Source organism: Biomaibacter acetigenes (genome assembly GCF_003691585.1).
Lineage (GTDB): Bacteria > Bacillota > Thermosediminibacteria > Thermosediminibacterales > Tepidanaerobacteraceae > Biomaibacter > Biomaibacter acetigenes.
The window spans coordinates 2,636,119-2,660,367 of sequence record NZ_CP033169.1 but is presented as its reverse complement, the minus strand read 5'-3'; the positions used below and the strand labels follow the sequence as shown (position 1 = coordinate 2,660,367).

Here is a 24,249-nt window from a genome sequence, read left to right as displayed (position 1 = left end):
CTTCGGGGATGGCCATGAAAAAGATTTTTGAAACCTTAAACCAGAATCAAACGGAAAAGCTCGGGGAGGCACTGGGGAAACTCCTGAAAGCTGGGGATTTCCTTGCCCTGGCAGGCGACCTGGGGGCCGGCAAGACCGCCTTCACCAGGGGAATAGCCCGGGGGCTGGGGATTCACGAAGATATCACCAGTCCCACATTTACGATTATCAATCAATACGAAGCCCCGGTACCCCTGGCCCATATGGACGCCTACCGTCTGAAAACGCCCGAGGAACTGGAAAATGCGGGATTTTACGATTACATGGAGGACTTTGTGGTGGTGCTGGAATGGGCCGATCGGGTGGAGGAACTGCTCCCCGGGGATGTTTTATGGATATATTTTACTGTGCTGGATGAAAACCGCCGCACCATAGAATTTCAATCGCAAACTTCGCACTATGACAACATACTTCAGGAGTTGAATCTTTGATGTATATTCTCGGGATAGACACTTCATCCATGGTGGCCACTGCTGCCGTAATAAGCCCGGAAAAGCTGCTGGCAGAATACATCGTAAACAACAAAAAAAACCACTCCGAAAAAATGATGCAGGTGGTGGACAGGGTGCTGCAGGACTCCGGCATATCCCTTGAAGACCTGGACGCGGTAGCGGTCGCCAGAGGCCCCGGCTCCTTTACCGGCATCCGCATAGGCATGGCATGCGCTGAAGGCATTGCTCACGCTCTGGGAAAGCCTATGGTAGGCGTCAATACCCTGGATGGTCTCGCATATAATTTAATGGGAGAAAGTTCTTTTATCTGTCCGGTGGTAGATGCCCAGAGGCAGGAAGTATACGAATCCATTTACTGCTGGGAAGACGGCAGGCTACAGAGGTTGTGGGAATATGAAGTTGTAAAAGCCGCAGACCTGGTGGAAAGGCTTTTAACACTTGCAAAAAGAGTTGTGATTTTGGGTGATGGAGTGCCGGTATTGACAAAAGCGTTAAATGAAAAGGAGCAAAAAGAGCCGGCAATTCAAGACCGCATAGCCATAGCCCATCCCGCCTTTGCCATGCCCCGGGCCTCATCCGTAGCAGCCGTTGCCCTCAACGAATACGCCCAGGGCAGGTTTGACACGTGTTATACCATAAAACCATTTTATATAAGAAGGTCCCACGCGGAAGAAAAATGGGAGGAAAAACATGGAAGAGCGCGCACCGGAAGATGTGACAATTGAAATAATGAAGATGAAAGACCTGGACGATGTGATGGAAATAGAACAGCGGTGCTTCACCACTCCCTGGTCCCGGTATGCCTTTACCTGTGAACTGAAAGACAACCAGTTTTCCCACTATATCGTTGCAAAAGTCGATGGAAAAACCGTGGGTTACGGAGGCATGTGGATAGTGCTCAATGAAGCCCATGTGACCAATGTGGGCGTATTGCCCGAATACCGTGGTGAAGGTATCGGAGAACTTATCATGAGGAGCCTTATGGCCATTGCAAAAAAACACGGCGCCGACAAGATGACCCTGGAAGTTAGGAAAAGCAACTATGTGGCTCAAAACCTGTATTCAAAGCTCGGTTTTGAACCCCGCGGCATCCGCCGGGGATACTATATTGACAACAAAGAAGACGCGGTAATCATGTGGCTGGATTTAATCTGACCCTGTTTTTCGGAAAACAGGGATTTTTGTTTATTGCTCCTTTTATGGGAAAATAAGTATTTATCCACATATCCACAGACTTATCCACAGAAAACCCTCAAAAATAATACTTTGTCCGTAAGTTTTCCACAATATCCCCAGAAGAAAAATCCACTTATCCACAAGTTTAAAATAGGTTCAAGGTCGCATGAGCATTTAGGGCCATGTCCGATCGAAACCCGTCTTTATACCTATAGTAACCCGCACAGGCTATCATGGCGGCATTGTCGGTGCACATCACCATGGGAGGAAAATGGACTTTAAAGTCCTTTCCCGCTCGTTTCACCAGCTCTTCCCTCAGTTTGCTGTTGGCCGCCACTCCTCCCGCCAGAGCGATGGTCTCTACCTTTTTTATGTGGGCAGCCTTAAGGGTGTTTTCCACCAGCGCATCCACCACAGCCTTTTGAAAGCTGGCCGCCACATCTTCCACCACCACCTGAAGATTCTTCTGTCTTCTCTGGTTCAGGTAATTGAGCACCGCCGATTTTATACCGCTGAAACTGAAACTGAGGTCCTCTCCCCTGACATGGGCCACCGGGAAGGAAATGGCGTTTTCATTGCCGCATCTTGCGGCTCTGTCGATAAGCGGCCCCCCGGGATACCCCAGCCCCAGGGCCCGGGCTGTCTTGTCAAAAGCCTCCCCGGCGGCGTCATCCACCGTCCTCCCCATAACTTCATATTTACCGTAATCCCTGACATATACAATATGGGAGTGTCCTCCCGAAACCACCAGGCAGAGAAATGGCGGCTCCAGATCGCTTTCCAGAAAGTTGGCAAAGATATGTCCCTCGATGTGATTTATCCCAATGATGGGCTTTTTTAAGGTGTAAGACAATCCCTTCGCGTATGATACTCCCACCAGCAGAGCTCCCACCAGTCCCGGACCGCAGGTCACCGCCACCAGGTCCAGGTCTCGAAATCCTACCCCGGCATCTTCCAGAGCCTTCTGAACCACATGGCATATGGCTTCCAGATGTTTTCGGGACGCTATCTCGGGCACCACCCCGCCGAATTTTTCATGCCACTTTATCTGGGAAAAAATAGCATTGGAGAGCACCTTTCGGCCGCCCCTTACTACCGCCGCCGAAGTCTCGTCGCATGATGTTTCTATGCCCAGTGTCAAAAAATCTTCAGCCAATCCGATTCCGCTCCTTATTTCAGTTTGGTTCAGTGAGTCAGGGGATGAGTCAGAGAACCGTCCCCTGACTCACTTTCCCCTGACTCACCTACCCCAGATTCTCGTAAAGCTCTTCTAGCTCAGCCATCACAGCCCTGTAGCGGGCATTTACCTCTCTTGCCCTTTCGGGATTGCCGTAAACTTCCGGCAGGCAGAGCAGGTGCTCCAGCTCCTCCATCTCCCTTTCCAGGGCCTGTATATCCTGCTCTATCTGTTTTAACCTCATCTCTTCCTGCCTCTGTTCCTCCCGCCTTTTCTTCTCCTGCATCCTGGCCTTTCGCTGCTGGGTCTTGTTTCCTACAAACTGTGGTTCTTCAGGTTTTTCTGTTTCCCGTTTCTTCTCCAGGTAATAATTGAAATCCCCGTCAAAATCCCGGATGCCGCTGGAGGTGAATTCCCATATGCGGGTGGCTATTTTGGAAAGAAAATATCTATCATGGGAAACGGCTATGATGGTGCCGTCAAATTCCAGGAGGGCCTGTTCAAGTTTTTCCTTTGATATTATGTCCAGATGATTTGTAGGTTCATCCAGCAAAAGTAAATTAGCTCCCTGCAGGATGGCCTTTGCCAGAGCCACCCTGCTCTTTTCCCCACCGCTCAACACCCCTATGGGCTTTTCTACATCCTCGCCGGAAAACAGCATACTTCCAAGAAAAGAGCGTACCTGGGTCATTGAAAGCCCCGGTGCCGCACTCCATACCTCCGAAAGCACCGTGGAATCCGGAGAAAGGTCTTCCTGCTCCTGGGCAAAAAATACCGGCTGCACCTTGTGGCCAAAATACACGCTTCCATCATCAGGCTCCAGTTCTCCCGCCAGAATTTTCAGCAGGGTGGATTTTCCTATGCCGTTGGGCCCGATGATTCCGATGCGCTCTCCGCGGAACACCCGGAGGTTCACGGAACTCAGGATGAGCTTGTTGCCGTATGAAAATTCCAGGTCGCAGATCGTAAGCACCTCTCTGCCGCTAGTTTGCCGCATATTGAACCTGACCTTAAAGAGATCCTTACCGGCCTTTTCAGATGTGGATTTTGGCAGAAGGTCCTCCAGCATCCTGCGGCGGGTCTCGGCCTGAACAAAATTCCTGTGGGATATGAAGTTCTGGATGCTCTTTTTCAGACGTTCGGCTTCTTTTTGCCTGAGAATTTCATGCTTCTGTTCTATGGCGAGATTTGTCTCCTTCTTCTTTATAAATTCGGAATAATTTCCGGAATATACGGTCAGGCGGCAGTTTTCCAGCTCAAAGATTCTTGTGGCCATCCGGTCCAGAAAATACCTGTCATGGGACACCACCAGCACCGCCCCGGGATAGTCCTTTAAAAATCCTTCCAGCCACTGCAGGGATTCCATATCAAGATAGTTGGTAGGTTCATCCAGCAACAGGAGCTGCGGGGATTCCAGTAGCAGCCGCCCCAGGGCCAGGCGGGTCTTCTGGCCGCCGCTTAAGGTGTCAAGAGGGGTGGCAGGGTCTTCGAACCCTAGGCCTTTTAACACCCCGCGGATGCGGCTTTCGATCTCATAGCCTCCGCTGCTTTTAAAGGCTTCCGACAGGGCCGAATACCTTTCCATGAGGCGGTGAAGGGCATCTTCGTCGCTGTAGACCTCCGGCAGAGACATCTGCTTTTCCAGGTCCCGAAGCTGCCTCTCCTGTTCCCACAGTGTCTCAAATACGGATTCCAGCGCATCGCCCACGGTCTCGAAACCCTCGGACCTTATATCCTGGGCCATGTAACCTATAGTAGTTCCTTTGGAAACCGATATGGTGCCGGTGTCATAAGGCATTCTGCCTGCGAGAATCTTCAGGAGGGTGGACTTGCCGGCCCCGTTCAAACCTACCAGCCCTATTTTATCCCTTTCCTCTATTAAAAAACTCACATTCTGGAGTATTGTATCCGTTCCAAAGCTTTTTCCAAGGTTTGATACAGAAAGTATAGCCATATAGCATCACCCGTTCCACAAGACTATATGTATATGTTAGCACAGCCAACAATATAAAACAAGGCTGAGTCGTTTGGAAACAAAGTCCGCTGCCGGAGGCCAAAAATCATAAAAAAATTTAAATAAAAGTTTATAGATTAAAAGGAATTCCGAAAAAAATATCGAAATATATATAAAAGTGGGTTACTCAGTAGCCCGGATATGGAGGCCATAAGAATGGATTTCCAGAAAGTAAAGAATGTCAGGCTTTATGAGACTATCATCGAGCAGATCAAACAGATGGTAGACCGTGGGGAAATACAGCCCGGAGACAAGTTTCCTTCGGAAAGGGAGCTCATGGAAAAACTCGGGGTGAGCAGGGCGGTTCTCCGGGAAGCCTTCAGAGTGCTGGAATCCCGCGGCCTTGTAGAGAGCAAGCCAGGCGGCGGACGGTACCTGAGAAAGGTCAGCGGTTTTCAGCTTAATGGAAGCACATCAATGGCCCTGGAAAGGTTCGCCCTGGTGGATGTAGTGGAAGCCAGGGAAATCGTGGAGGTTAAGGTAGCCAGGCTTGCTGCGGAAAGGGCTACCGACCAGGAGATAGAAAATCTCCTGGCACTTAATGAGGAATTCCACGGGAACAGGAAAAATCTCGTGGAATACAGGGAAAAGGACCGGGACCTGGCATTTCACATGGCGCTGGCGGAGATGGCCCACAACTTCATGCTCAGGGAAATGGTGAGTTTAATGCTCAGCCTCACAAAGGACTTGCGGGAAAAAGCCATCCTGGATTATGACGACTGGATCGTGCTGTGCGAGCAGCACAGTGACATAGTAAGAGCCATAGTGGGGAGAAACGGCGACGATGCGGCCTATAAAATGTCGCTGCACATGGAAAGCCTGCGCCGGGATATCCTGAAGAAAAAGCTGATGCAGTAATGAACTCGGAATCAAGCTGCGGCAAAGCCGCTCTTATAAAAAGTGACAATATTCACAATCTGACCAATACTGAGGAGGAATATTCCAGTGAAGGGGGGATGTATTATTTATAAACTTCAGGAAGGGAGTGATATATTTCCAAATATCTCACTATTGTATATTTCTTGAAATTACAAAGGAGGGACAAAAATGCGAATAGTAAAACACCCCATTCTTTCTTTTGAAAGGGGCCGGGAAGTAGAATTTACTTTCGATGGCAAGAAAATGAAAGGATACGAAGGAGAACCCATAGCTGCAGCCCTCCACGACAACGGCGTGAGGGTTTTAAGCTACAGCAAACACCTTCATAGAGCCAGGGGATTTTACTGCGCCATTGGGAACTGCTCATCCTGTCTTATGACGGTAAACGGTGAGCCCAATGTCAGGGTCTGCACCGAAAAACTCCGGGAAGGCATGGTTGTGGAAACACAAAAGGGAAGAGGTGATATCAAATGAAGAAAACCGAGATAGCGGTTATTGGGGGAGGGCCTGCAGGGCTTATGGCTTCTCTGGCCGCTGCCGAAATGGGCGCCAGGGTAACCCTCATTGACAGGAATTCCAGGCTGGGCGGCCAGCTGGTGAAACAGACCCATATGTTCTTCGGTTCAGAAAAGGAATATGCTTCCATAAGAGGTATAGACATAGGAAAAATCCTCTCCGCCGAAGTGCTCAAAAACCCCAGGATTGAAACCATGCTGGATTCCACGGTCATAGGGTATTACCCCGATGACGGAGTTCTGGGCGTAGAAGTTGAGGAAAAGACCTTTGTGAAAATAAAACCCGAAAAAGTGATAGTGGCCACCGGCGCCTCGGAGAAATTCCTGCCCTTTGAAAATAACGACTTGCCCGGCATATACGGCGCCGGAGCGGTACAGACCCTTATGAACGAGCACGGTGTGGTTCCCGGGGACAATGTTCTCATGGTGGGGGCCGGAAACATCGGCCTAATAGTGAGCTACCAGCTCATGCAGGCGGGAGTCAATGTAAAGGCCATCATCGATGCCGCTCCCAACATCGGAGGATACTGGGTCCATGCCTCCAAAGTGGCCCGCCTGGGAGTGCCCATCATGACGTCCTATACCGTAAAGGCAGCCTATGCCAATGAACTTACCGGAGCCCTGGAAAGAGCCGTTATCTGGCAGGTAGATAACAAATGGCAGCCCATACCGGGGACCGAAAAGGTGTTAAAAGTAGATGTAATATGCATTTCCGTGGGGCTTTCCCCGCTGGCGGAGATATTGTGGCAGGCGGGATGTAAGATGAAATATGTACCGCAGCTGGGAGGACACGTAGCCCTCAGAAATGAAAACATGGAAACCACCGTACCCGGTGTGTATGTGGCCGGCGATGTGGCTGGCGTAGAAGAGGCCAGCAGCGCCATGATAGAAGGCAGACTGGCAGGCCTCAATGCCGCCAAGAGCCTGGGATACGACAACGGCACATTTAATGAAAAAAGGCGGGAAGCCCTGGAACAGCTTGAAAGCCTGCGCTCGGGTCCTGTGGGTGAAAAGATTAGACAGGGTCTGGCTCAATTAGTATCATAATTAGTATCAAGGAGGGAAAAAGAATGCTCTGCACAAAAGGAATTCCCACCACCGAAGACCTGGCCACAAGAATTCCGCCGGAAGAGAGGCGGAGAAAGGGCCCGGTGGTGATGATAGAGTGTTTTCAGAAGATACCGTGTAACCCCTGCTATACAGCCTGCAAACATGGAGCCATTCAAAAATTTGAGGATATCAATGACCTCCCGTCCGTGAATTTCGACAACTGCAATGGATGCGGCCTGTGTATAAGCAAGTGCCCGGGTCTTGCCATATTTGTCATAGACGAGACCTATTCCGAAACTCAGGCCACCGTTTCGCTTCCATTCGAGTTTTTGCCACTTCCCCATGAGGGGGAAGAAGTGGATTTATTAGATCGCAGCGGAAAAAAAGTAGGCAAAGGCAAAGTGTTGAAAGTTAGAAACGGAAAATATGAAGACAGGACCCCGGTCATCACCGTGGCAGTTCCGAAAGAGCTTTCAATGGTTGTAAGGAACATAAAGGTAGGGGGCGATGTGAGATGACGAAAAGCAAAACTATAATATGCCGTTGTGAGGATGTGACCCTGGAAGATATCGAAGCCGTCATTGAGAAAGGTTATACCTCCATGGATGAGATTAAACGCATCACCCGGTGCGGCATGGGGCAGTGCCAGGGCCGCACATGCAGGACTCTGCTGCTGGCGGAGCTGGCAAAAGCCACCAACACTCATCCCAATGATATAAAGGTAACCACTTTCCGGCCCCCGGTGAAAAATGTAAAAATGTCGGTGATACTGGGAGGGATAGAAGATGAAGAAAACAGCTGAGGTGGTTATAATAGGCGGCGGGATCTCCGGCCTGTCGATAGCCTTTAATCTGGCATCCATGGGCATGAGAGATGTCGTAGTCCTTGAAAAAAGTTACCTGTTCAGCGGCTCCACCGGGCGCTGCGGGGCGGGAGTAAGGCAACAGTGGGGTACCGAGATGAACTGCGCCCTCGGCAAAGCCACCTGCGAGATATTCGAGAACCTCAATGAAATCCTGGACTTTGAGGATGATATCGAATTCAAGCAGGGCGGATACCTGATGATGGCCATCACCGAAAAAGAAGTGGAACAGTTCAAGAAAAACATCGAGCTTCAACACAGCATGGGGATACCCTCGGTGATGTTGACCCCCCGGGAAGCTCTGGACATCGTTCCTGAACTAAACATAGAAGGAATCCTGGCCTGCACCTTCTGCCATAAAGACGGCCACGCCAATCCCTTTAAGACCATGCAGGCCTACGCCGAAGCCGCCAGAAGGCATGGAGCAGAAATATACACCTATACCGAAGCTACCGGCATTGATGTAGTGGAAGGCCGGGTAAAAGGTGTTCAGACAAATAAAGGCTATATCTCCACCGACAAGATAGTCATAGCCGCCGGAGCCTGGTCCAAACACGTGGGCGAACTGGCGGGCTGTGACGTGCCGGTAAGGCCCGAGCGCCACCAGATTCTGGTGACCGAACCCGTAAATCCCATCCTGGGCCCCATGCTCATGTCCTTTGCCGGAAATATCTACCTGCAGCAGGAGCCCGGAGGAGAATTCATCATGGGCTTCGGCCCGGCGGAGCATGAGACTTATAACATTTCATCCACCTGGGATTTCGTGGAGACCATGTGCAGGAAGGCCACTCGCTATCTGCCCTACATGAAAAATGTGCGCGTAGTGCGCCAGTGGGCAGGCCTTTACGAGATGTCTCCGGATGCCCAGCCCATCCTGGGCAAGGCCGAAGAAGTGGAAGGAGTTTACCTTGCCACCGGATTTTCCGGCCACGGCTTCATGTTCGGCCCCATCACCGGACAGCTCATGGCCGAATACATCCTGGGCCTCCCCACCACCCTGCCCATCGACAAGCTGGATGTGGGAAGATTCAAGAGAGGAGAACTCATATTCGAACCGTCAGTAGTGTAGGTGCCAGGCACTCACTTATTCACTTATTCAACATTCAGACAATTCCACCGGGGGTAATCCCCGGCTTTTTTATAAAAAAAGAGCCCGCAGTGACCTGCGCTGCAGCTGCCATGAATCCCTGCATAGCCCACTGCAACCTTTCGGCTGCAATAGACCATTACGGAACTCACAGCAACCTGTGCTCGACCATCCTGAGTACCTTAGAAACCTGCGGCAATCTCTCGACTGCCGCAGACCTCCAATTATTACAATATAAGTATTATAAAAATACTCCATATTGTAAAATCTGCGGAACCCAGGATGATCTTAGCTCGAATGCTACGCCTCTTTTTTGACCCCGTGACAACAGTTCGGGCTGCCACGAAGCCTTACAAGACGCATAGCACTCTGCCCGCCGGCCGGTACCGAGCCTCAAGACCCGGTACCGACCTTTGGCCGACTGCCGGAAAACCCGGATGAAGGATCCTCCGGCAGTCTTGGCTCGGCCACTGCGAACCCTCGTTATTTATATTGCCCCTGTTGATTTTAAAATATACAAGTTTTTTATATTTAAAAAGTTAATTGCGGTGCAAAAAGTACTCCTGACGGCAGCCGTCACATACTTCGTTGAAAGTTGATTACCTGCTGATGAAAAAATCTATCAAGTTAATTTAAATTTTAATTTATGGTGATATAATATTATATGACTATCCATCATTTATCAGAGGAGGCGTAGCGGCTAAACCACACTTATGACTTCACGCCTCCCAAATAACATAAGCGAAGGTGGTACTCTTGGCCGAGTGGAACGATAAAATCAAGGAATACATAGCCTTTGACCCCCTGAAATTCCCGGAATTCCGGAAAAGGACCATCGGTAGCGGAAGCATAGGCGGAAAGGCTAAAGGATTGCTCTACTCCAGCATGATACTAAAACAAAAAGATGATGAGATTCTAAAAAATGTGGTCATTCCCGAGAGTTATTTCATCGCCTCCAGTATGTATGACGATTATCTTGCGCAAAATGAGATAGACCTCATAATCGAAGAATCTCCCAATGATATTGATAGAATCCGTCAGGCCATCTTCGACGGGGAATTTTCCGAGGAGGCCCAGGAGCAGTTTGAAACTGTCCTCCGTGAACTTACATGTCCCCTGGCCATAAGGTCCTCTTCCATGCTGGAAGACAGCGTGCGTTTCTCCTTTGCCGGAAAATACTTCACCACCTTTATACCCAACACCGGCACTATGGAAGAAAGGCTCTCCCAGCTCATCTCAGCTATAAAGCAAATATATGCCAGCACCTACGGCAAAAACGCCGTAGTATACAGGAGAAAGCACGCCCTTTCCGAAGAAAGAATGGCGGTGATTATCCAGGAGCTTTTCGGAAAAAGGCGGGGCAGCGGTTTTTACCCCGAAGTGGCGGGAGTGGGATTTTCCGAAAACTACCGCCGTTTCACCGAGAGGATAAGAAAAGAAGACGGCGTAGTCCGGGTGGTCTTCGGCCTCGGCACCAAGAGCACTTCCAGAGGCTATGCCAGGACCTTCTCCCTCACAAATCTAAACTTGAGGCCCGAAGGCAATAATGCCCAGGAGATCGCCAAGTATTCCCAGGAGACCTTTGACATGCTCAACATGGAAACGGGGCAGCTGGAATCCTACAACATAAATGACAGGCTGGATATCATAAAATACCATGAAAATTTCTTCCGTCTTGCATCCCTATATTCGTCAGCAGAAAATATGATAAAAGACCTTTCACCTGTGTTCCCCGAACCCGGCCCGGGAGAAAAGCTCATATTCACATTTGACAGATTTCCGTCATATAGGCCGCGGTTTTTCAAGCTCATGAAATATCTCTTTGAAGTGCTGGAAGATGCCATGGGCATAGCGGTGGATGTGGAATGGGCCTACGAGCCTGAAGACCCAAGGTTTGCGCTGCTTCAGGTGCGGCCCCTGTCAAGCTGGGAGGAATACAGAAAAATAAAGATACCCGATGACATAAAGACCGAGGATATCATCCTTTCGGGTGACCACATGCTCACCAACGGTATGCTGAGAGGTATAAAATACCTGGTGTATGTGGACCATGACGAGTTTTACGCAAGCCCCGACAAATACGCCATCGCCAGAGAAGTGGGAAAGGTAAACGATGTTCTGGCAGGGGAAAAATACATACTGGTAGGCCCTGGCCGATGGGGCTCCAGCAACCCGGCCCTGGGAGTTCCGGTGGGATACAACGAGATTGCCAACTGCGGCATGCTGGTGGAAGTGGGCATCCAGCGCAAAAACTTCACCCCGGAGCTCTCCTACGGCACCCACTTTTTTGCGGACCTGGACGTGGACGGCATCCTATACATGCCGGTCTTCGATAACCTTGAGACCAACATCATAAATTTTGACTGGTTCAAAAACGCTCCCAGAAAGGCCACCGGCCATAAAGCCGTATGGGTCTATGAAGGCAAGTTCGATGTATTTCTGGATGGGGATCACATGAAGGGAGTAATAATCAAGAAATAAAAACGGGGAAACGCCGGGCCAGGCCTCGCGTTTCCCGTGTATTTTAGCGCATTGTTCTACTTTTCTGCCTGCAGCTTCAGCATCCTCACCAGCACTACCGCCGCCTGGGCGCGGGTGACGCTGCCCCGGGGCTCAAACCTGCCGTCGATGCCGGTGATAAGCGAAAGACCCATGGCTACGGCCGCATGGCCCTTATAGGCTGGGGATATGCCGGCGGCATCCTTTGCGGGAACAGTGTAAATGCCGGTGATGGATGCCACTTTCTCAAATCCCAGAGACCTCACCAGAAAGGCCGCCATTTTTTCCCTGGGCAGGGGCTTTTGAGCATCAACTTCACCCTGCTTCACAATGCCCGCCTTGATGGCCGCATCGATATATTTCTGTATGTCATCCCCGGAATCTTTGCCGGCCTCTATACCATATTTCAAAGCCACCTCATCATTTATCGGGCCGCGGCCTGTGGCTATCATCAAAAGCTTTATGAAATCGCCCTGATTTATATTCTCATCGGGGCGGAACTTATCTTCCTTTGACTCGATTACTCCCATATCCACCAGAAGCTGTATATCCTTTTCCGCCCAGTGTCCCTTGATATCGGTGAAGGCCGTCTCGGGCTGCTTTTCTATGGGCTTACCCCGATAGTCCAGAGGTTTGAAGTCAAAAGCATCAAAGGTGTAGGAGCTTGAAGGTTTGAGCTTATAAACCAGATAGAACTTGCTTTCTTCCTGCTGCGGCCGGTATACTCTGGTATAGGAAAGCTCAAGGCCTATGTCTTTCAGGAAGCGAGCCTCGGCCTCATCCCTTGACAGCACCCCGTCGACCTTGGGGAATTCCCTATCCTGCCACCTCATGTTATACCCCAGGACCTTGCCGGTGGAGGAGTCCACGGTGATGGAAAATCCGTTGGCCAGATACGGTATACCATTCACCAGCCTGGTAAAGTTGAAATAATGGTCCCGGATTTTTTCGGGGTACTTGATTTCACCCTTTATCTCCTCCAGCTTCACGCTGCCGGCTTTTTCCGGCTGGAGCTTCTTCAGGAAATCTTCCGCAATCTTTTGGGCTGCCGCTCTGTCGTACTTCTGGGTGAAATCCCTGTTGTAGCGGCTGTCATCCCAGATATTGAAGCTGAGCAATTCCGAGGTTACCGCATTTACCCGGGCGTTTATGGACCCGTAATCGCCTGGGGTATCTGTCTTTTTGCTCCAGCTTATGTTCCATACTCTTTGCTGGGGGTTGTCATAATCCTCATACAGGTTGGCGTAACTCTGCTCATAACCCTCGGGGATGGTTAGATACTTTTGCACCACCTTCAACGCAGCTTCCTTGGTAATGCAGTTCCTGGTGGCTTCCACCTCCTTTAACTCCTGCGGTGTGAGCTCAGCATTCATCGCCTTCTGAGCCTCCCCGCCGCCACCGTAGCCGTCGTAATACGGATAATCGTAATTGGCATCATTTAAAAATTCACCTGTAATAGCATCGATGAGCACCCTGTAAGGGCCATCTATTGTATAAACCAGCTTTACATCGTCTTTTTTGGTCATATAGTCAAAATATCTCTGGTAGGCCAGCTTCAATCCCACTTTTTCTTTAAATATCTTTTCGGCATCTTTCAGGGAAATAATCTTTTCGGCCGACGGCATCTCTTCATAGGACCAGTTGAAGCTGTAGCTGCGTACCTCGCCGGTGCCGGCGTCAACATTGATATTAAACCCGTCGCCCTCTACAGGTATATTCTTGATGACCCTTACGAAATTGAAATAATAATCCTGCTGGTAGCGGACCGTCTTCACGGGTTTATATACAGGTTCCTGGCGCTCCCGATATACGGTCTGGGCAAATTCATCGGGCTGGTGCTTTCTGGCAAATTCTTCGGCAATCTTCCTGGCCTCCTCTTCGGAAACCTTCGGTATAAGGGAAGGTTTCTGCTCGGGGTCATATCCAGCGTACATACTGAGGTTCAGAATATTACCCGTATCGGCATCCACGGTGGCATACAGGCTACCGTAAGGTTCTTTGGTGTTCGACCAGTTGAGGTTCCAGGTCTTGCGGATTTTATCCTCGTTGTAATTAATGTTGAATTTGTCATAACCACTGGTGTCAAACATACTCTTTATCTTTTCGATGGCCTTTTCCTGAGAAAAGGCGGCATTCCCCTGGGCGTAAGCGCCGGGGATAAAAACCGAAATGGTAAAAACAATACTCAATGCCAGCGCTGTTAAGTATCTTAGCCTCTTCATTGCAAAAATGCCTCCCTTTACGATTATAATTAAGTATTTATGAGTCAAGGGACGGTTCTTTGACTCATGGCCTCATGCGGCCCGAACTTCTGAGACAGGGGACGGTTCTCTGACTCATGCGACTTCATGCGATCCCATCTCTGCCCCCGGTAAATGATAAAATGATATTTATACACCTCCCTCCCCAAGGCTCATTCCTCATTCTATAATATTTAGACGAAAAATATGATTAAAAGTTCCATGCTTTTTCCCGGGAAATATAAATAAAGGTTTTTTAAAATTCATGTAGAATATTAAAAATAATTCATAGACTGGAGGATAAATTATGAAGGTGATCAAAAGTGTTAGAAGGCTGCGGGAATTATTATCCTGATATGAAAGGATGAGTAAAATGTCCGATGATATGAAATTAAAGGTTTCATTGCTCCAGATGGATGTGGCATACGGAGACCCGGAGCAAAACCGCCGCCGGGCCGAAGCTATGCTCAAAGAGGTATTGAAACAGAGGAAAAAACCCGATGTGCTGGTTTTGCCCGAGATGTGGACAACGGGATATGACCTGGCAAGGATAGGAGACATCGCCGATCGGGAAGGCAGCCCCACCATCGAGTGGCTTCAGGAAGTGGCAGGCAAAAACAGGGTGAATATAGTGGCAGGATCCATAGCCGACAGGAGGACGATGAGTTCCGGTATAGTGAGAAACGAAGGCGCCCGAACTCCGGACAAAGCGGATGAGTGCTCCACAATCGGCAACTTTCAGGCAACCGGCGCCGGAGAAAAAGAAAGCAACGTCGACAGGCCCCAAAGTGGCGCCGCCGGCACCTGGAGCAGCCCAAACAAAAAAGAAGGAGTGTTTAACTCCTCCTATGTCATCAACAGGGAAGGGGAGATAGTCGCCCGCTATGACAAGGTCCACCGCTTCCGCCTGATGGAAGAGGACAGATACCTTTCCCCTGGCCGGGAAACCGTAACCTTTAAGCTGGACGACATCCCCTGCGGGGTAATCATATGCTATGATTTGCGGTTTCCCGAATTCGTCCGAAAGCTGGCCCTGATGGGGGCGAAAATACTGTTTGTGCCGGCCCAGTGGCCTAAACCCCGGGAGGCACACTGGAAACTTTTAAACATAGTCAGGGCCATCGAAAACCAGTTTTTTGTAGTGGCGGTGAACCGGGCGGGAAGGGACAAAAGCGGGGATTTCCCCGGCATGTCCCTGGTGGTGGACCCCTGGGGCGAGGTGCTGCTGGAGGGAAGCGATAAACAGGAAGTGCTCACCACAACCCTGGACCTTTCCCGCATAGACCATGCCCGTCAAAAGATAACCGTATTCGAAGACCGCCGTCCGGAACTGTATTAGACGTATGTAAAAGTCGGGATAAAACCCGACTTTAAAATTTGTGATTGTTGAGAGATAGTTAAAAAAATGAAAGATTTAAAAAGGCCAACATGTACCACTTGAACTATAAACAAAAATTATTTATAATATAAACTAGAAAATTGAGCAAAGTGGGGATTAGACATGGGTGTCAATTTAGAAAAATTAAACAGGTCAACGGCTAAAAGACTATTCGGAGAGATAATTAACAAGGCCGAACGCGGGGAGGAAATAATAGTTATAGACGCTTTAAGAAACAAAGGCGACGAGAAAAACGCGGTTTCAATCATAAGCACCCAATCCCTTGATAATTTATTTTCAAGGATAGCTCCTTTTAAACTAATATGGGAGTATGACCAAATTTTAAAAGGCTATACCGTAACTATAGAAGGCCTTTCCACGGTTTATGGCGAGGGCAATACAAAAGAGGAAGCTATAGAAGATCTTATCGATGCGCTTCTTGAATATACGGAACTTTATTACAGCAACATTGAATGGTTCACCTCTGAAAACTCTGCCACAAATTTCGATTTCCCTTTTTTACGCCGAATCGCCCGTTGCAATGGCGATAGAGAGAAAATAAAGCAATTATTTGTGGAAGAAAAATGCCAATAAGATATACTCAGGGTGAAATCAGGCAACTTCTGAACAAAATGGGATTTGTTAAGGCGCGAAAAAAGGGAACCATATATATGGGAATCGGATATGATGGTCAAAAGAGGACTGTCAAGTTTGATTACCATAAAGATAGTGACTACCTTAAGATAGGCACATTAAAACAAATATCTATTTCACTGGGGTTTATATCTCTGGAAGAGATGAAGAAGTTTATAGATAATGGTTATAAAAAAAGGTTTGAAAATTAAAAAGCGGCTCGACAGCCGCCCAATCAGGTGAAATCTTTGTCATTTTTGCGCTGCAGGAGCGCTTTTACCAGAAGCTCCAGCAAATATATCCGCAGCAAATCATCATGATCCTGCGGATTTTCCTGCAGGAAGCCGCCTTCCTGCAAAAATCGCAAATCTTCCCTGCCTTCCCGCAGCAGATCCTTTTCCTGCCTGAGAGGAGAGTAAAAAGAAGCTTCTTTTACCGCTGCAGCGTCGCTTACTGCGACTTTGCAGCCCGCCGGGACACCGTGAAAATGCCTGTTCAAGTAAAGGCTTTCCACCAGGCGGGCATTTTTCATGTACTCCAGCACGGTGGTCCTGCTTGCCAGTGTGTTTACGGTTTTGCCGCATCTCAATACAATGCAGGAGGACCTGTCCCCTGCATCATCTATCTGCTGAACCTCCCTGAAATTCACATACCCGAAAGTACCGTCATTTTCCCCGAGAGGCTTTTCCCGAATTTTCACCGGCATGAGGATCATGTTTGCCCCAAAAGGTATGGGGACGGCATGCCTTTTATTTATGGCCCTGCCGTAAAATTCTCTGGTGGCGGGAAGGTCTATACCGTACATCCTGGCAAAACTCTTCAAAACAGTCCTGCAGGTCCTCGAATCCGTCATTTCCGTGCCGTCGGATGCGATGAGCCTTGTGACATTGCCGCCTTCATATACCGGAAGTATAGCCGCCACACCCAGCTCCAGCATATCTTCTATCACCATGAATAACACCCCCGATTATTAAACTAAGATATGATTTTGGTGTAAGTTGCTCCCCTATGAAAGACGGCCCAACACCTCAGCTTTTTGCCGTCTATTCAGAAGCGAAAGCCAAACAAACAATTGTTCGTATAATCAAAAATATTATAATACGAACAAAAGTTTTATGTCAAGGCTTTAAATAAAAAATGATATTGAGTCAAGGAACCGTCCCCTGACTCATCTCTCCTGACTCATCCCGGTCCCCTGACTCACCCCCCTGACTCATCCAAAAAAATTTTAAAGTTTAAACCGGAACCTGTCCCCCGGACAGCTGGTGGCGGCACCCGCCACATCGCAGTGCCTAATAATACCGCTTCTAGGTATCTGGTATATATCCATGAGATAATTCAGTAGATTTCTTAGAGATTTTATCTGCGCCCCGGTGGGCTCCGCAGGTCCCTTTTGCCCATGAGGATTGTCGATGAAATCGAAATTTCCCGTAAGGGCTACCCCCAGGGATTTGAAGTTCATGCCCTGAGCGCTGCAGTGAGCTCCCTGCACAAAATCCGGCCGTCCCTTTTCCACGCTGCCGTCGGCCCGGATAAGGTAATGATAACCGATGTGTACCACCACCCCTCCATCAGTGCGCTCAAACCCTCTTTCGATATATTCCTCCACCAGCGGCTCAGGCCCCGCCACCCTTACTCCGAAACCCCTTCGGGCATGATACCCGTCTATGTCAAGGGCCGGCACATCATGGCCGGCGGTGTGATGCAGTATTATAAATCTGGGATAAAGCCTCTCCATATTTGTCCACCTCCTGTGAGAATGTGAGAATGGGGATGGTTTCTGTCCCATATTAATCTCAAACCATAACCTCTGATAAGCTTTTAACCGAGCCTCTAATCTCGAACCTCGAATTTGGAAATCACCTTTGCCAGCTCATAGATGCTGTTTGTCAGGCTTTCCATCTTGGCCTCCACCCGCACCAGCAGATAGATGGAAACCACTATGGGGAAGCCCACATTGGCCACCTGAGCTACGATTTCCTGCATGACCCCCTCCTCCTTCCAAATCGAACTTCGAACCTCGAGAAAGGGGCCCGCCGGCATCCCTGCCCGCAAGGCCCCGCTCCTTCAGAATCTCAGCTAGTTGTTACTTGCCCACTTTAACTCTGGGGCAAAATCTCCGCCACATCTCTGGTTACTATCCTGGCGCTCACCACCTTGACGATATCTCCGCCGGTGGTGTTAAAGATGTTTTTTGCCAGTATGGTGTCCATGGCGGTCTGAACCTCCGCAGCGGTCAGGTTGTCTTTGGGGTCCGCCACGGATATCCGGGCGTTTTTCCCGGCAGCGTTCTGGAAGATCATCTCCAGGTTTTTATCCATACAGTCTCACCTCCCCTTTATAAATTTGTCCTCATACTTTTGGGATGCTCTTAAACCTGCTCGTTCAGCTCGGTTTCCATCACCCGGCGGATAGAATTTACCGGATGAGCCTGGAGCCCGATGATCTGTTTTGCCACATCCAGCACATCCTGGTCTTGCGCATCGGTCTTTACACGGTTGTAAGACCTGGTCCTGTAAACAGGCTTGTTGTTTGCGTCGACTCCGGTCTGAACTATGATCTGGAGACTGGAATCCACGGGAGTCACTATAACCGGCATGTTCTCACCTCCTCTCCCTTTCGCCAGCCCCGGTCTTAAAAACCCTCCGCCCTGGAGGATGCGGTGCTGGCAAGAGATCATCTTATTTTCGCCAGCCCTTTTTGCACGCCCCCGCATCTTTGCGGGAAGAAGGCATGCCGTCCGCCGTTATTCCATCGGAACAGGCGGCCTTCATCCCGCCTCCCGGCCACCTGTTTTTCCGGGGCTGTCCGAATTACGATTTGATTATACGATGGCCCGGGAAAAAAACAAAAAAGCCGGATCACACTGATTCGGCAGCCCACTGCAAATAAAAAAAGGCCGGGTCGCCCCGATCGGGCGTAAAAGAACATCCATCCGGCCCGAATAAAACCAAAAAACACACCACCGGGAACCGGTGGGCATATTTGCCACAAAAAAAATGATCCCATCCGGGACAGGTCCATCAATATCATAAATTTTACCGCCACAATTGCAGCCTGACAGAGTGTATGATATGATGAAAAAAGGAAAATAATGAAAATAAAGAAAGGGGCTTTCATATGAAGTCTATTAATGTGATGGATAACCAGGATTTAATAAATTACTTCAAAAAAGACCCCAACATCCTGCTGGTTACAGTCTTTGGTTCCTTAATAGAAAACAACTTTCTTGAAAAAATCAGCGATATAGACATAGCTATATTGTTTAAAAATGATATATCTTTACCGGATGAAGCCCGTATCATGGACGATTTATCCGAGATATTAAAATTCGAAGACATTGATTTATTAAATCTAAACAAAGCTAATTTCCTATTAAGGTACAATGCGGTCATAAAAGGAAGGATAATTTATGAAAAGGATAGAGATATTACAGATGATTTTTTAGAGTCGGTAATCAACTCTTTCAGACTCCACTATTATCGATATAACAGCATGCAAAAAGAGTTTATACAAAACCTGATAGAGAGGAATTAAAAGACTTTGAGACATTCTTAAAAGAAATAGCAAATTTTATAGCTAAAAAAGAGGGTTGATGCTTTTGAAAATAAAAGTCACTCCCGAGGATTTCATAGTGAGAGAACTCATAGACTTAAAATATACATCCGGCGGTCGCTATCGCATATACAGGCTCAAAAAACGCCACTGGAACACCATGGACGCCCTGCTCTACATCGCCCGGGAAAACCACATCCCCATGTACATCATAGGCTCCGGAGGCAGGAAGGACCGCCATGCCGTCACCTATCAGTATATCTCTGTCCCTCGGGACCGGGAGATATCCTTTTCCCTGCCCAACGTGGAGCTCACCTTCGAAGGCTTCGCTGACGATTTTGTATCTCCGGCCATCCTTAAGGGCAACTACTTTGAACTCACCCTGCGCAGGATAAAGCCCGAAGAAAAAGACGCCATCGAGCAGCGCCTGAAACAGATCGAAAACTTCGGCTTTCCCAACTACTTTGACGACCAGCGCTTCGGCAGCATAGGAAACCCCGACGAGATCCTGGCCGAGCGCATAATAAAAAAGCACTATAACGGCGCCCTGAAGCTGTACTTTACCGCCATCCACCCCGAAGATAAAAAAGAGGAGAAAGAGCGCAAGAAAAAAATAACCGAGCTCTGGGGAAACTTCCGGGAGATCCTGCCCCTTTGCCGCACCAAAGCCGAAAGAGAGATAATGGAGATACTTTCCACCGGAAAAAGCAAGAATGCCCTGGTGGAGGCCATAAACGCCATCCCCAAAGAGAGCCTCAGCATGCACTTTTCCGCCTACCAGAGCTTTCTGTGGAACAAAGCACTGGAACGCATACTTTTCTCTCATGCCGACGAACTCTTTGAAGTAAAGGGCAAGATAATGGACTACTACTTTTACAAGACCCTTACACCGGAAAACTTAAAAACCTTAGAAAAAATGGAGATTCCTACCGTGTCCTGCAGGATACCCAAAACGTCGCCGCATATCGACAGGGCCGTCAGCGAAGTCCTTTCCCAAAGAGAAGTAAAGCCCTCCGACTTCAATCTAAAAAAAATAAGGAAGTCCTTTTTCAAGTCCTTCCTCCGCCCGGCAATCATATTCCCCGAAAACCTGTACATCGGTCCCTTCGAGGATGACGACATCTACCCGGGCTTTGTCAAATTCAAGCTCAAGTTCGCCCTGCCTCCCGGCTCCTTTGCCACCATGCTGGTGAAAGCCATAGGCGTGCTATGATCCGTTGTACTTTGCCATAACCTTTGTGGATATCCCGCCTCTTGCCACAAAATCCCCGATAATTTCCATATATTTAGGAGCCAGCAGTTTTACCAGATCATCCAGTATCCGATTTACAGCATGCTCCTGTAATATCCCTATATTGCGGTAAGATGTCAGGTAATATTTTAGAGATTTTAATTCCACAAGTTTATTGCCGGGTATATATCTGATGGTAAGCTTTGCATTATCAGGCAAACCGGTCCACGGACAGACGGAAGAAAATTCTTCGGTATGGTATTCAATAATCGTATCCTTTTCTGGATACTCGTATTCCATGGTTTCTAAAACATCGGTATCGATTTTGTCATATCCGTAAATATCAAATCTCTTTTCACTGTATTTATCCATTTATTTTAAGCACTCCTCTCTTACACATAAACTCCATTATAAAATAGCCTGCTATCATTAGGATGGCTTCGGATACCAATACGCTCATGAAGGTTTCAAAAAAGGGGAAATCGGCGGCAATTTTCAAAGTGAAGGCTACCGAAGCGGAAATCCAGAAGGCAATGAAAAGAGAACCGATGAACCTGTTCGTGTATTTACCTATAATAAAACCCATTCTACAACCGATTAAATTAGAGAGCGGCATAAATACCAGTTCCATAGGGCCGGCAAAAGGGCTGAAAAGATTTGAAAGGAAATTTCCAATCATCATAGATACGGCAAACTTTTTGTCAAAAGTGCTGATGGGTTTTACCATTTCACCCACTCTAAACTGACTGGGAAGATAAGAAATCGATGAAGAGATAAGGGTGAATATAACATAGAGGCAGGCTACCAGTGATATTTGTGTCAGGTCTTTGATTTTTTTGGACACAGAAATTCCTCCTTGTTTTTTTAACCGGGGTGTCTGCGACCCGGGCAGGATTAACCGCTTTTTTTATTATAGCATGGAAAATAAAAAAAGACAAAGATGATTCATTATCCTTATATTTCCCAAAAAATATCCTCAAAAAAAAGGAAATCTCCTCCCCATGTAGAATAAAAATAAAATAGGGCATGAATCGACATATTATGCAATACCATAAATATCCGGCCTGATGATACCTATTTCAGCATAGCGGGAGGCTTTCCGGGGACATCCCCGAATCTGCGATGAGAAAAAAATGGTATGTGCTGTTTACAAAGACGGGCGAGGAAAAAAAGCTGAAGGAAGCCATCGAGCACATCTTCCCGCCGGATGAAGTAAAGCCCCTGATACCACGAAGAAGGCTCATGGAAAAGCGGCAGGGGAAAAAGATAGAAGTGGTGCGCACACTATTCCCGGGTTACGTCTTTATAAATACCGTCATGACCGAAGAAACCTACCGCAGCATAAAATTAATGCCGGTATCTGCAAAACTTCTGATGACGGACCTTGAGCCGGCAGAAGTGCCACCGGAAGAAATGAAGCCTATCCTCAGACTTACGAGCGTATCAGATGTCATAGGATTTTCCACCGGGATAAGAGTGGGTACAAAAGTCAAAATCATCGAGGGCCCCTTAAAGGACTTTGAAGGCATCATCATCGACGTAGACAGCAGGAAGGGCAGAGCCAAAGTCATGCTCGACATTTTGAACGAGACGAAAAAAGTAGACCTGGGCCTTACGGTAATTAAAGATATTGAAAAGAGCAAAAGCATATAATCGTCACACCACCAAGCCGTATGTAAGCACCGTCATCAAAAGCTGGCGCTTTTACTTTATCAGGGTAATGTTCAATTAATTGCCATATTTATCACAATGTGATATCATTGTAATCAGAAAATATTGCACGGGAGGGTTAGCTGTGCAGGAGGACAGGCGCCCCATGAAAATCCCCTATGGCATCTCCAACTTCAAAAGCCTCAGGGAACAAGGGTATCTTTACGTAGATAAAACACCATACATAGAAAAACTAGAAAACTTAAACAGCAAATACATATTCTTCATCAGGCCCCGCCGCTTTGGGAAAAGCCTGTTTTTGTCCACCCTGGAACACTACTACGACATAAATGCCAGAGAAGATTTCCAGAAACTCTTTGGTGATTTATACATAGGGAAAAATCCCACTCCCTTGAAAAACACTTACCTCATTTTAAAACTCAATTTTTCAGGCTTAAATACCGAGAATAAAGAATCATTATATGGATCGTTTAAATCAAGTTTAATTAACTCTATTGCAAGTTTTTTAAGTAAATATTCATGGGTCCTGGGCGATAAGACCGAACTTAAAAATGCTCTTTTTAATATATCCGATATACGCTCTATCATAGATTTATTTATCGAAGAAATAAGAAAGCATAACAAAAAAATATATCTCATAATCGACGAATATGACCATTTTGCCAACGACATCATCGCCATGGGGGAAAATGATCTTTATAAGGAAATTATAAGGGCATCAGGTTTTGTGAGAGACTTTTATGAAACCGTCAAGATAGGCACCGAAACTGTTATAGACAGGATATTCATCACCGGCATATCCCCCATCATGCTGGATGACCTCACCAGCGGCTTCAACATAGCCATGAACATCACCATGGATAAGAACCTGAATGAAATGATGGGATTTACAGAGAAGGAATTGCAGAAAATTCTCGATATGCTAAACATAAATCCGGCCGACATTCAGATTAAGCTTAAAGACTACTATAACGGATATTTGTTTAATTTAGATGCTTCTGAGAGAATGTATAATCCCGATATGATATTCTATTTTTTAGATCAATATACAAGATATAATAAAGAGCCCAGAATACTGATAGACGACAACGTAAAAACCGATTACGGCCGTCTGAACCGGCTTGCAACCAATGAAAAAAATAAAAAAGTCCTGGAGAAGATCTTGAGGGATGAAAGTATTGTCTCCGACATAGTTACGAAATTTTCTTTTGACAGGATGTATGATGATGAATATTTCATTTCATTACTTTTTTATATGGGAATGTTGACCATAAAAGAGAGCAAATACAACATAGTGGAACTGGCCATACCCAATTATGTAATAAAAACCATCTTTTTTAATCACCAGCGGGCTGTATAAACCGGTTAGCGAAAAAGAAGTCGAATCCGGCTATATAGACATATATCTGGAGCGGGACATGCGCAACCCGGACGTAAAGTATGAATGGCTGATTGAATTGAAGTATATAAAAAAGAGCGAAGAAAGAAGGCCGGACTTTGCCGCATACGTTGAAAAAATAAAGGCAGAAGGTCAGGAGCAGCTGGAGCGCTATAAAAAAAGCCGCCGCCTGGAAAACAAAAAAGACCTCAAACAGGCCCTGCTGATATTCATCGGCAAGGACGAATACGAGGTTGTGGAAAAATGATGTAGAGCCCGAATTCATAGAAGATGAAACAAAATTACCTCCCCAAAAAGAAGGAAATCGCTTCCTTATGTAGAATAAAAATAAAATCGGGCATGAATCGACATTTTGAACGAGACGAAAAAAGTGGACCTGCGTCTGGTGGTAC

At 47.6% G+C, this 24,249-nt stretch carries 26 protein-coding genes and 1 pseudogene; 17 read left to right on the top strand and 10 right to left on the bottom strand.

Features of this window, described 5'->3' with window-relative positions:
• Positions 1-14 precede the first annotated feature (14 nt).
• From tsaE to rimI, 3 genes are read left to right on the top strand one after another with little or no spacing between them, the layout of a single operon-like run.
• A complete protein-coding gene (gene tsaE / locus D2962_RS13495) occupies positions 15-470 on the top strand; it encodes a tRNA (adenosine(37)-N6)-threonylcarbamoyltransferase complex ATPase subunit type 1 TsaE (protein WP_120767066.1) in 456 nt (151 codons plus the stop codon).
• Positions 470-1,216: a tRNA (adenosine(37)-N6)-threonylcarbamoyltransferase complex dimerization subunit type 1 TsaB gene (gene tsaB / locus D2962_RS13490; RefSeq protein WP_122015278.1), complete on the top strand. Its 747-nt coding sequence runs from the start codon at positions 470-472 to the stop codon at positions 1,214-1,216. Before tsaE ends, tsaB begins: the two co-directional genes overlap by 1 nt.
• Entirely contained in the window at positions 1,182-1,646 is a 465-nt protein-coding gene (gene rimI / locus D2962_RS13485; RefSeq protein WP_120767064.1) for a ribosomal protein S18-alanine N-acetyltransferase, read from the top strand. Before tsaB ends, rimI begins: the two co-directional genes overlap by 35 nt.
• 166 nt (positions 1,647-1,812) lie before the next feature.
• Here the strand turns inward: rimI and tsaD are convergent, their stop codons facing one another.
• Positions 1,813-2,823: a tRNA (adenosine(37)-N6)-threonylcarbamoyltransferase complex transferase subunit TsaD gene (gene tsaD / locus D2962_RS13480; RefSeq protein WP_122015277.1), complete on the bottom strand. Its 1,011-nt coding sequence runs from the start codon at positions 2,821-2,823 to the stop codon at positions 1,813-1,815.
• An 88-nt stretch (positions 2,824-2,911) separates the two neighbouring features.
• Complete coding sequence (locus tag D2962_RS13475; protein ID WP_122015276.1) at positions 2,912-4,798, bottom strand: ABC-F family ATP-binding cassette domain-containing protein; 1,887 nt, start codon at positions 4,796-4,798, stop codon at positions 2,912-2,914.
• A gap of 216 nt (positions 4,799-5,014) precedes the next feature.
• On the opposite strand from D2962_RS13475, the gene D2962_RS13470 reads away from it, so the two are divergent.
• The 7 genes from D2962_RS13470 to D2962_RS13440 all read left to right on the top strand — a co-directional run bounded on the left by D2962_RS13470 (position 5,015) and on the right by D2962_RS13440 (position 11,732).
• On the top strand, positions 5,015-5,716 hold the full coding sequence (locus D2962_RS13470; RefSeq protein WP_162991231.1) for a FadR/GntR family transcriptional regulator: 702 nt from the start codon (positions 5,015-5,017) through the stop codon (positions 5,714-5,716).
• Positions 5,717-5,905: 189 nt separating this feature from the next.
• The gene (locus D2962_RS13465; protein WP_120767060.1) at positions 5,906-6,211 is read left to right on the top strand and encodes a (2Fe-2S)-binding protein; all 306 of its coding nucleotides are present in this window, start codon (positions 5,906-5,908) and stop codon (positions 6,209-6,211) included.
• Positions 6,208-7,299, top strand: a complete 1,092-nt coding sequence (locus tag D2962_RS13460) for an NAD(P)/FAD-dependent oxidoreductase (RefSeq protein ID WP_122015275.1) — start codon at positions 6,208-6,210, stop codon at positions 7,297-7,299. Before D2962_RS13465 ends, D2962_RS13460 begins: the two co-directional genes overlap by 4 nt.
• A 23-nt stretch (positions 7,300-7,322) precedes the next feature.
• On the top strand, positions 7,323-7,820 hold the full coding sequence (locus D2962_RS13455; RefSeq protein ID WP_122015274.1) for a 4Fe-4S binding protein: 498 nt from the start codon (positions 7,323-7,325) through the stop codon (positions 7,818-7,820).
• Positions 7,817-8,104, top strand: coding sequence for a (2Fe-2S)-binding protein (locus tag D2962_RS13450; protein ID WP_120767057.1), 288 nt, complete (start codon positions 7,817-7,819; stop codon positions 8,102-8,104). Before D2962_RS13455 ends, D2962_RS13450 begins: the two co-directional genes overlap by 4 nt.
• On the top strand, positions 8,088-9,233 hold the full coding sequence (locus D2962_RS13445) for an NAD(P)/FAD-dependent oxidoreductase (protein ID WP_122015273.1): 1,146 nt from the start codon (positions 8,088-8,090) through the stop codon (positions 9,231-9,233). Before D2962_RS13450 ends, D2962_RS13445 begins: the two co-directional genes overlap by 17 nt.
• A 774-nt stretch (positions 9,234-10,007) precedes the next feature.
• The gene (locus D2962_RS13440; RefSeq protein ID WP_120767048.1) at positions 10,008-11,732 is read left to right on the top strand and encodes a PEP/pyruvate-binding domain-containing protein; all 1,725 of its coding nucleotides are present in this window, start codon (positions 10,008-10,010) and stop codon (positions 11,730-11,732) included.
• 56 nt (positions 11,733-11,788) lie between these two features.
• Here the strand turns inward: D2962_RS13440 and D2962_RS13435 are convergent, their stop codons facing one another.
• Positions 11,789-13,972 (bottom strand): YcdB/YcdC domain-containing protein, encoded by a 2,184-nt coding sequence (locus tag D2962_RS13435; RefSeq protein ID WP_122015272.1) that lies wholly within the window; start codon positions 13,970-13,972, stop codon positions 11,789-11,791.
• 391 nt (positions 13,973-14,363) lie between these two features.
• On the opposite strand from D2962_RS13435, the gene D2962_RS13430 reads away from it, so the two are divergent.
• The 3 genes from D2962_RS13430 (at position 14,364) to D2962_RS13420 (ending at position 16,213) form a co-directional block, all read left to right on the top strand.
• Positions 14,364-15,329 (top strand): carbon-nitrogen family hydrolase, encoded by a 966-nt coding sequence (locus tag D2962_RS13430; RefSeq protein ID WP_245984703.1) that lies wholly within the window; start codon positions 14,364-14,366, stop codon positions 15,327-15,329.
• Between the two features lie 162 nt (positions 15,330-15,491).
• Positions 15,492-15,962: a hypothetical protein gene (locus tag D2962_RS13425; RefSeq protein WP_120767046.1), complete on the top strand. Its 471-nt coding sequence runs from the start codon at positions 15,492-15,494 to the stop codon at positions 15,960-15,962.
• A complete protein-coding gene (locus D2962_RS13420) occupies positions 15,953-16,213 on the top strand; it encodes a hypothetical protein (protein WP_120767045.1) in 261 nt (86 codons plus the stop codon). Before D2962_RS13425 ends, D2962_RS13420 begins: the two co-directional genes overlap by 10 nt.
• Before the next feature lie 23 nt (positions 16,214-16,236).
• Here D2962_RS13420 and D2962_RS13415 read toward each other — a convergent pair whose 3' ends face one another.
• From D2962_RS13415 to D2962_RS13395, 5 genes are all read right to left on the bottom strand, one after another.
• Positions 16,237-16,953 (bottom strand): hypothetical protein, encoded by a 717-nt coding sequence (locus D2962_RS13415; protein WP_122015271.1) that lies wholly within the window; start codon positions 16,951-16,953, stop codon positions 16,237-16,239.
• 276 nt (positions 16,954-17,229) lie between these two features.
• On the bottom strand, positions 17,230-17,739 hold the full coding sequence (locus tag D2962_RS13410) for a peptidoglycan recognition protein family protein (RefSeq protein WP_120767043.1): 510 nt from the start codon (positions 17,737-17,739) through the stop codon (positions 17,230-17,232).
• A gap of 95 nt (positions 17,740-17,834) precedes the next feature.
• On the bottom strand, positions 17,835-17,987 hold the full coding sequence (locus D2962_RS13405; protein ID WP_122015270.1) for a YvrJ family protein: 153 nt from the start codon (positions 17,985-17,987) through the stop codon (positions 17,835-17,837).
• Between the two features lie 113 nt (positions 17,988-18,100).
• Positions 18,101-18,322, bottom strand: coding sequence for a DUF2922 domain-containing protein (locus tag D2962_RS13400; protein ID WP_120767041.1), 222 nt, complete (start codon positions 18,320-18,322; stop codon positions 18,101-18,103).
• 50 nt (positions 18,323-18,372) lie between these two features.
• Positions 18,373-18,600 carry a DUF1659 domain-containing protein gene (locus D2962_RS13395; protein ID WP_120767040.1) on the bottom strand — a complete coding sequence of 76 codons (228 nt, stop codon included), beginning with the start codon at positions 18,598-18,600 and terminating at the stop codon, positions 18,373-18,375.
• A gap of 521 nt (positions 18,601-19,121) precedes the next feature.
• On the opposite strand from D2962_RS13395, the gene mntA reads away from it, so the two are divergent.
• Both mntA and truD read left to right on the top strand, forming a co-directional pair.
• Entirely contained in the window at positions 19,122-19,538 is a 417-nt protein-coding gene (mntA, locus tag D2962_RS13385) for a type VII toxin-antitoxin system MntA family adenylyltransferase antitoxin (protein ID WP_122015268.1), read from the top strand.
• A 64-nt stretch (positions 19,539-19,602) separates the two neighbouring features.
• The gene (gene truD, locus D2962_RS13380; RefSeq protein ID WP_122015801.1) at positions 19,603-20,769 is read left to right on the top strand and encodes a tRNA pseudouridine(13) synthase TruD; all 1,167 of its coding nucleotides are present in this window, start codon (positions 19,603-19,605) and stop codon (positions 20,767-20,769) included.
• Here the strand turns inward: truD and queF are convergent.
• The gene (queF, locus tag D2962_RS13375) at positions 20,764-21,159 is read right to left on the bottom strand and encodes a preQ(1) synthase (protein WP_120767036.1); all 396 of its coding nucleotides are present in this window, start codon (positions 21,157-21,159) and stop codon (positions 20,764-20,766) included. The two genes, truD and queF, sit on opposite strands and share 6 nt — an antisense overlap.
• Complete coding sequence (locus D2962_RS13370) at positions 21,152-21,631, bottom strand: QueT transporter family protein (RefSeq protein ID WP_120767035.1); 480 nt, start codon at positions 21,629-21,631, stop codon at positions 21,152-21,154. Before D2962_RS13370 ends, queF begins: the two co-directional genes overlap by 8 nt.
• 278 nt (positions 21,632-21,909) lie before the next feature.
• On the opposite strand from D2962_RS13370, the gene loaP reads away from it, so the two are divergent.
• Together loaP and D2962_RS13360 are read left to right on the top strand one after the other, a co-directional pair.
• Entirely contained in the window at positions 21,910-22,440 is a 531-nt protein-coding gene (gene loaP / locus D2962_RS13365) for an antiterminator LoaP (RefSeq protein ID WP_122015267.1), read from the top strand.
• Between the two features lie 163 nt (positions 22,441-22,603).
• A pseudogene (locus tag D2962_RS13360) lies at positions 22,604-24,104 on the top strand (ATP-binding protein).
• Positions 24,105-24,249 lie beyond the last annotated feature (145 nt).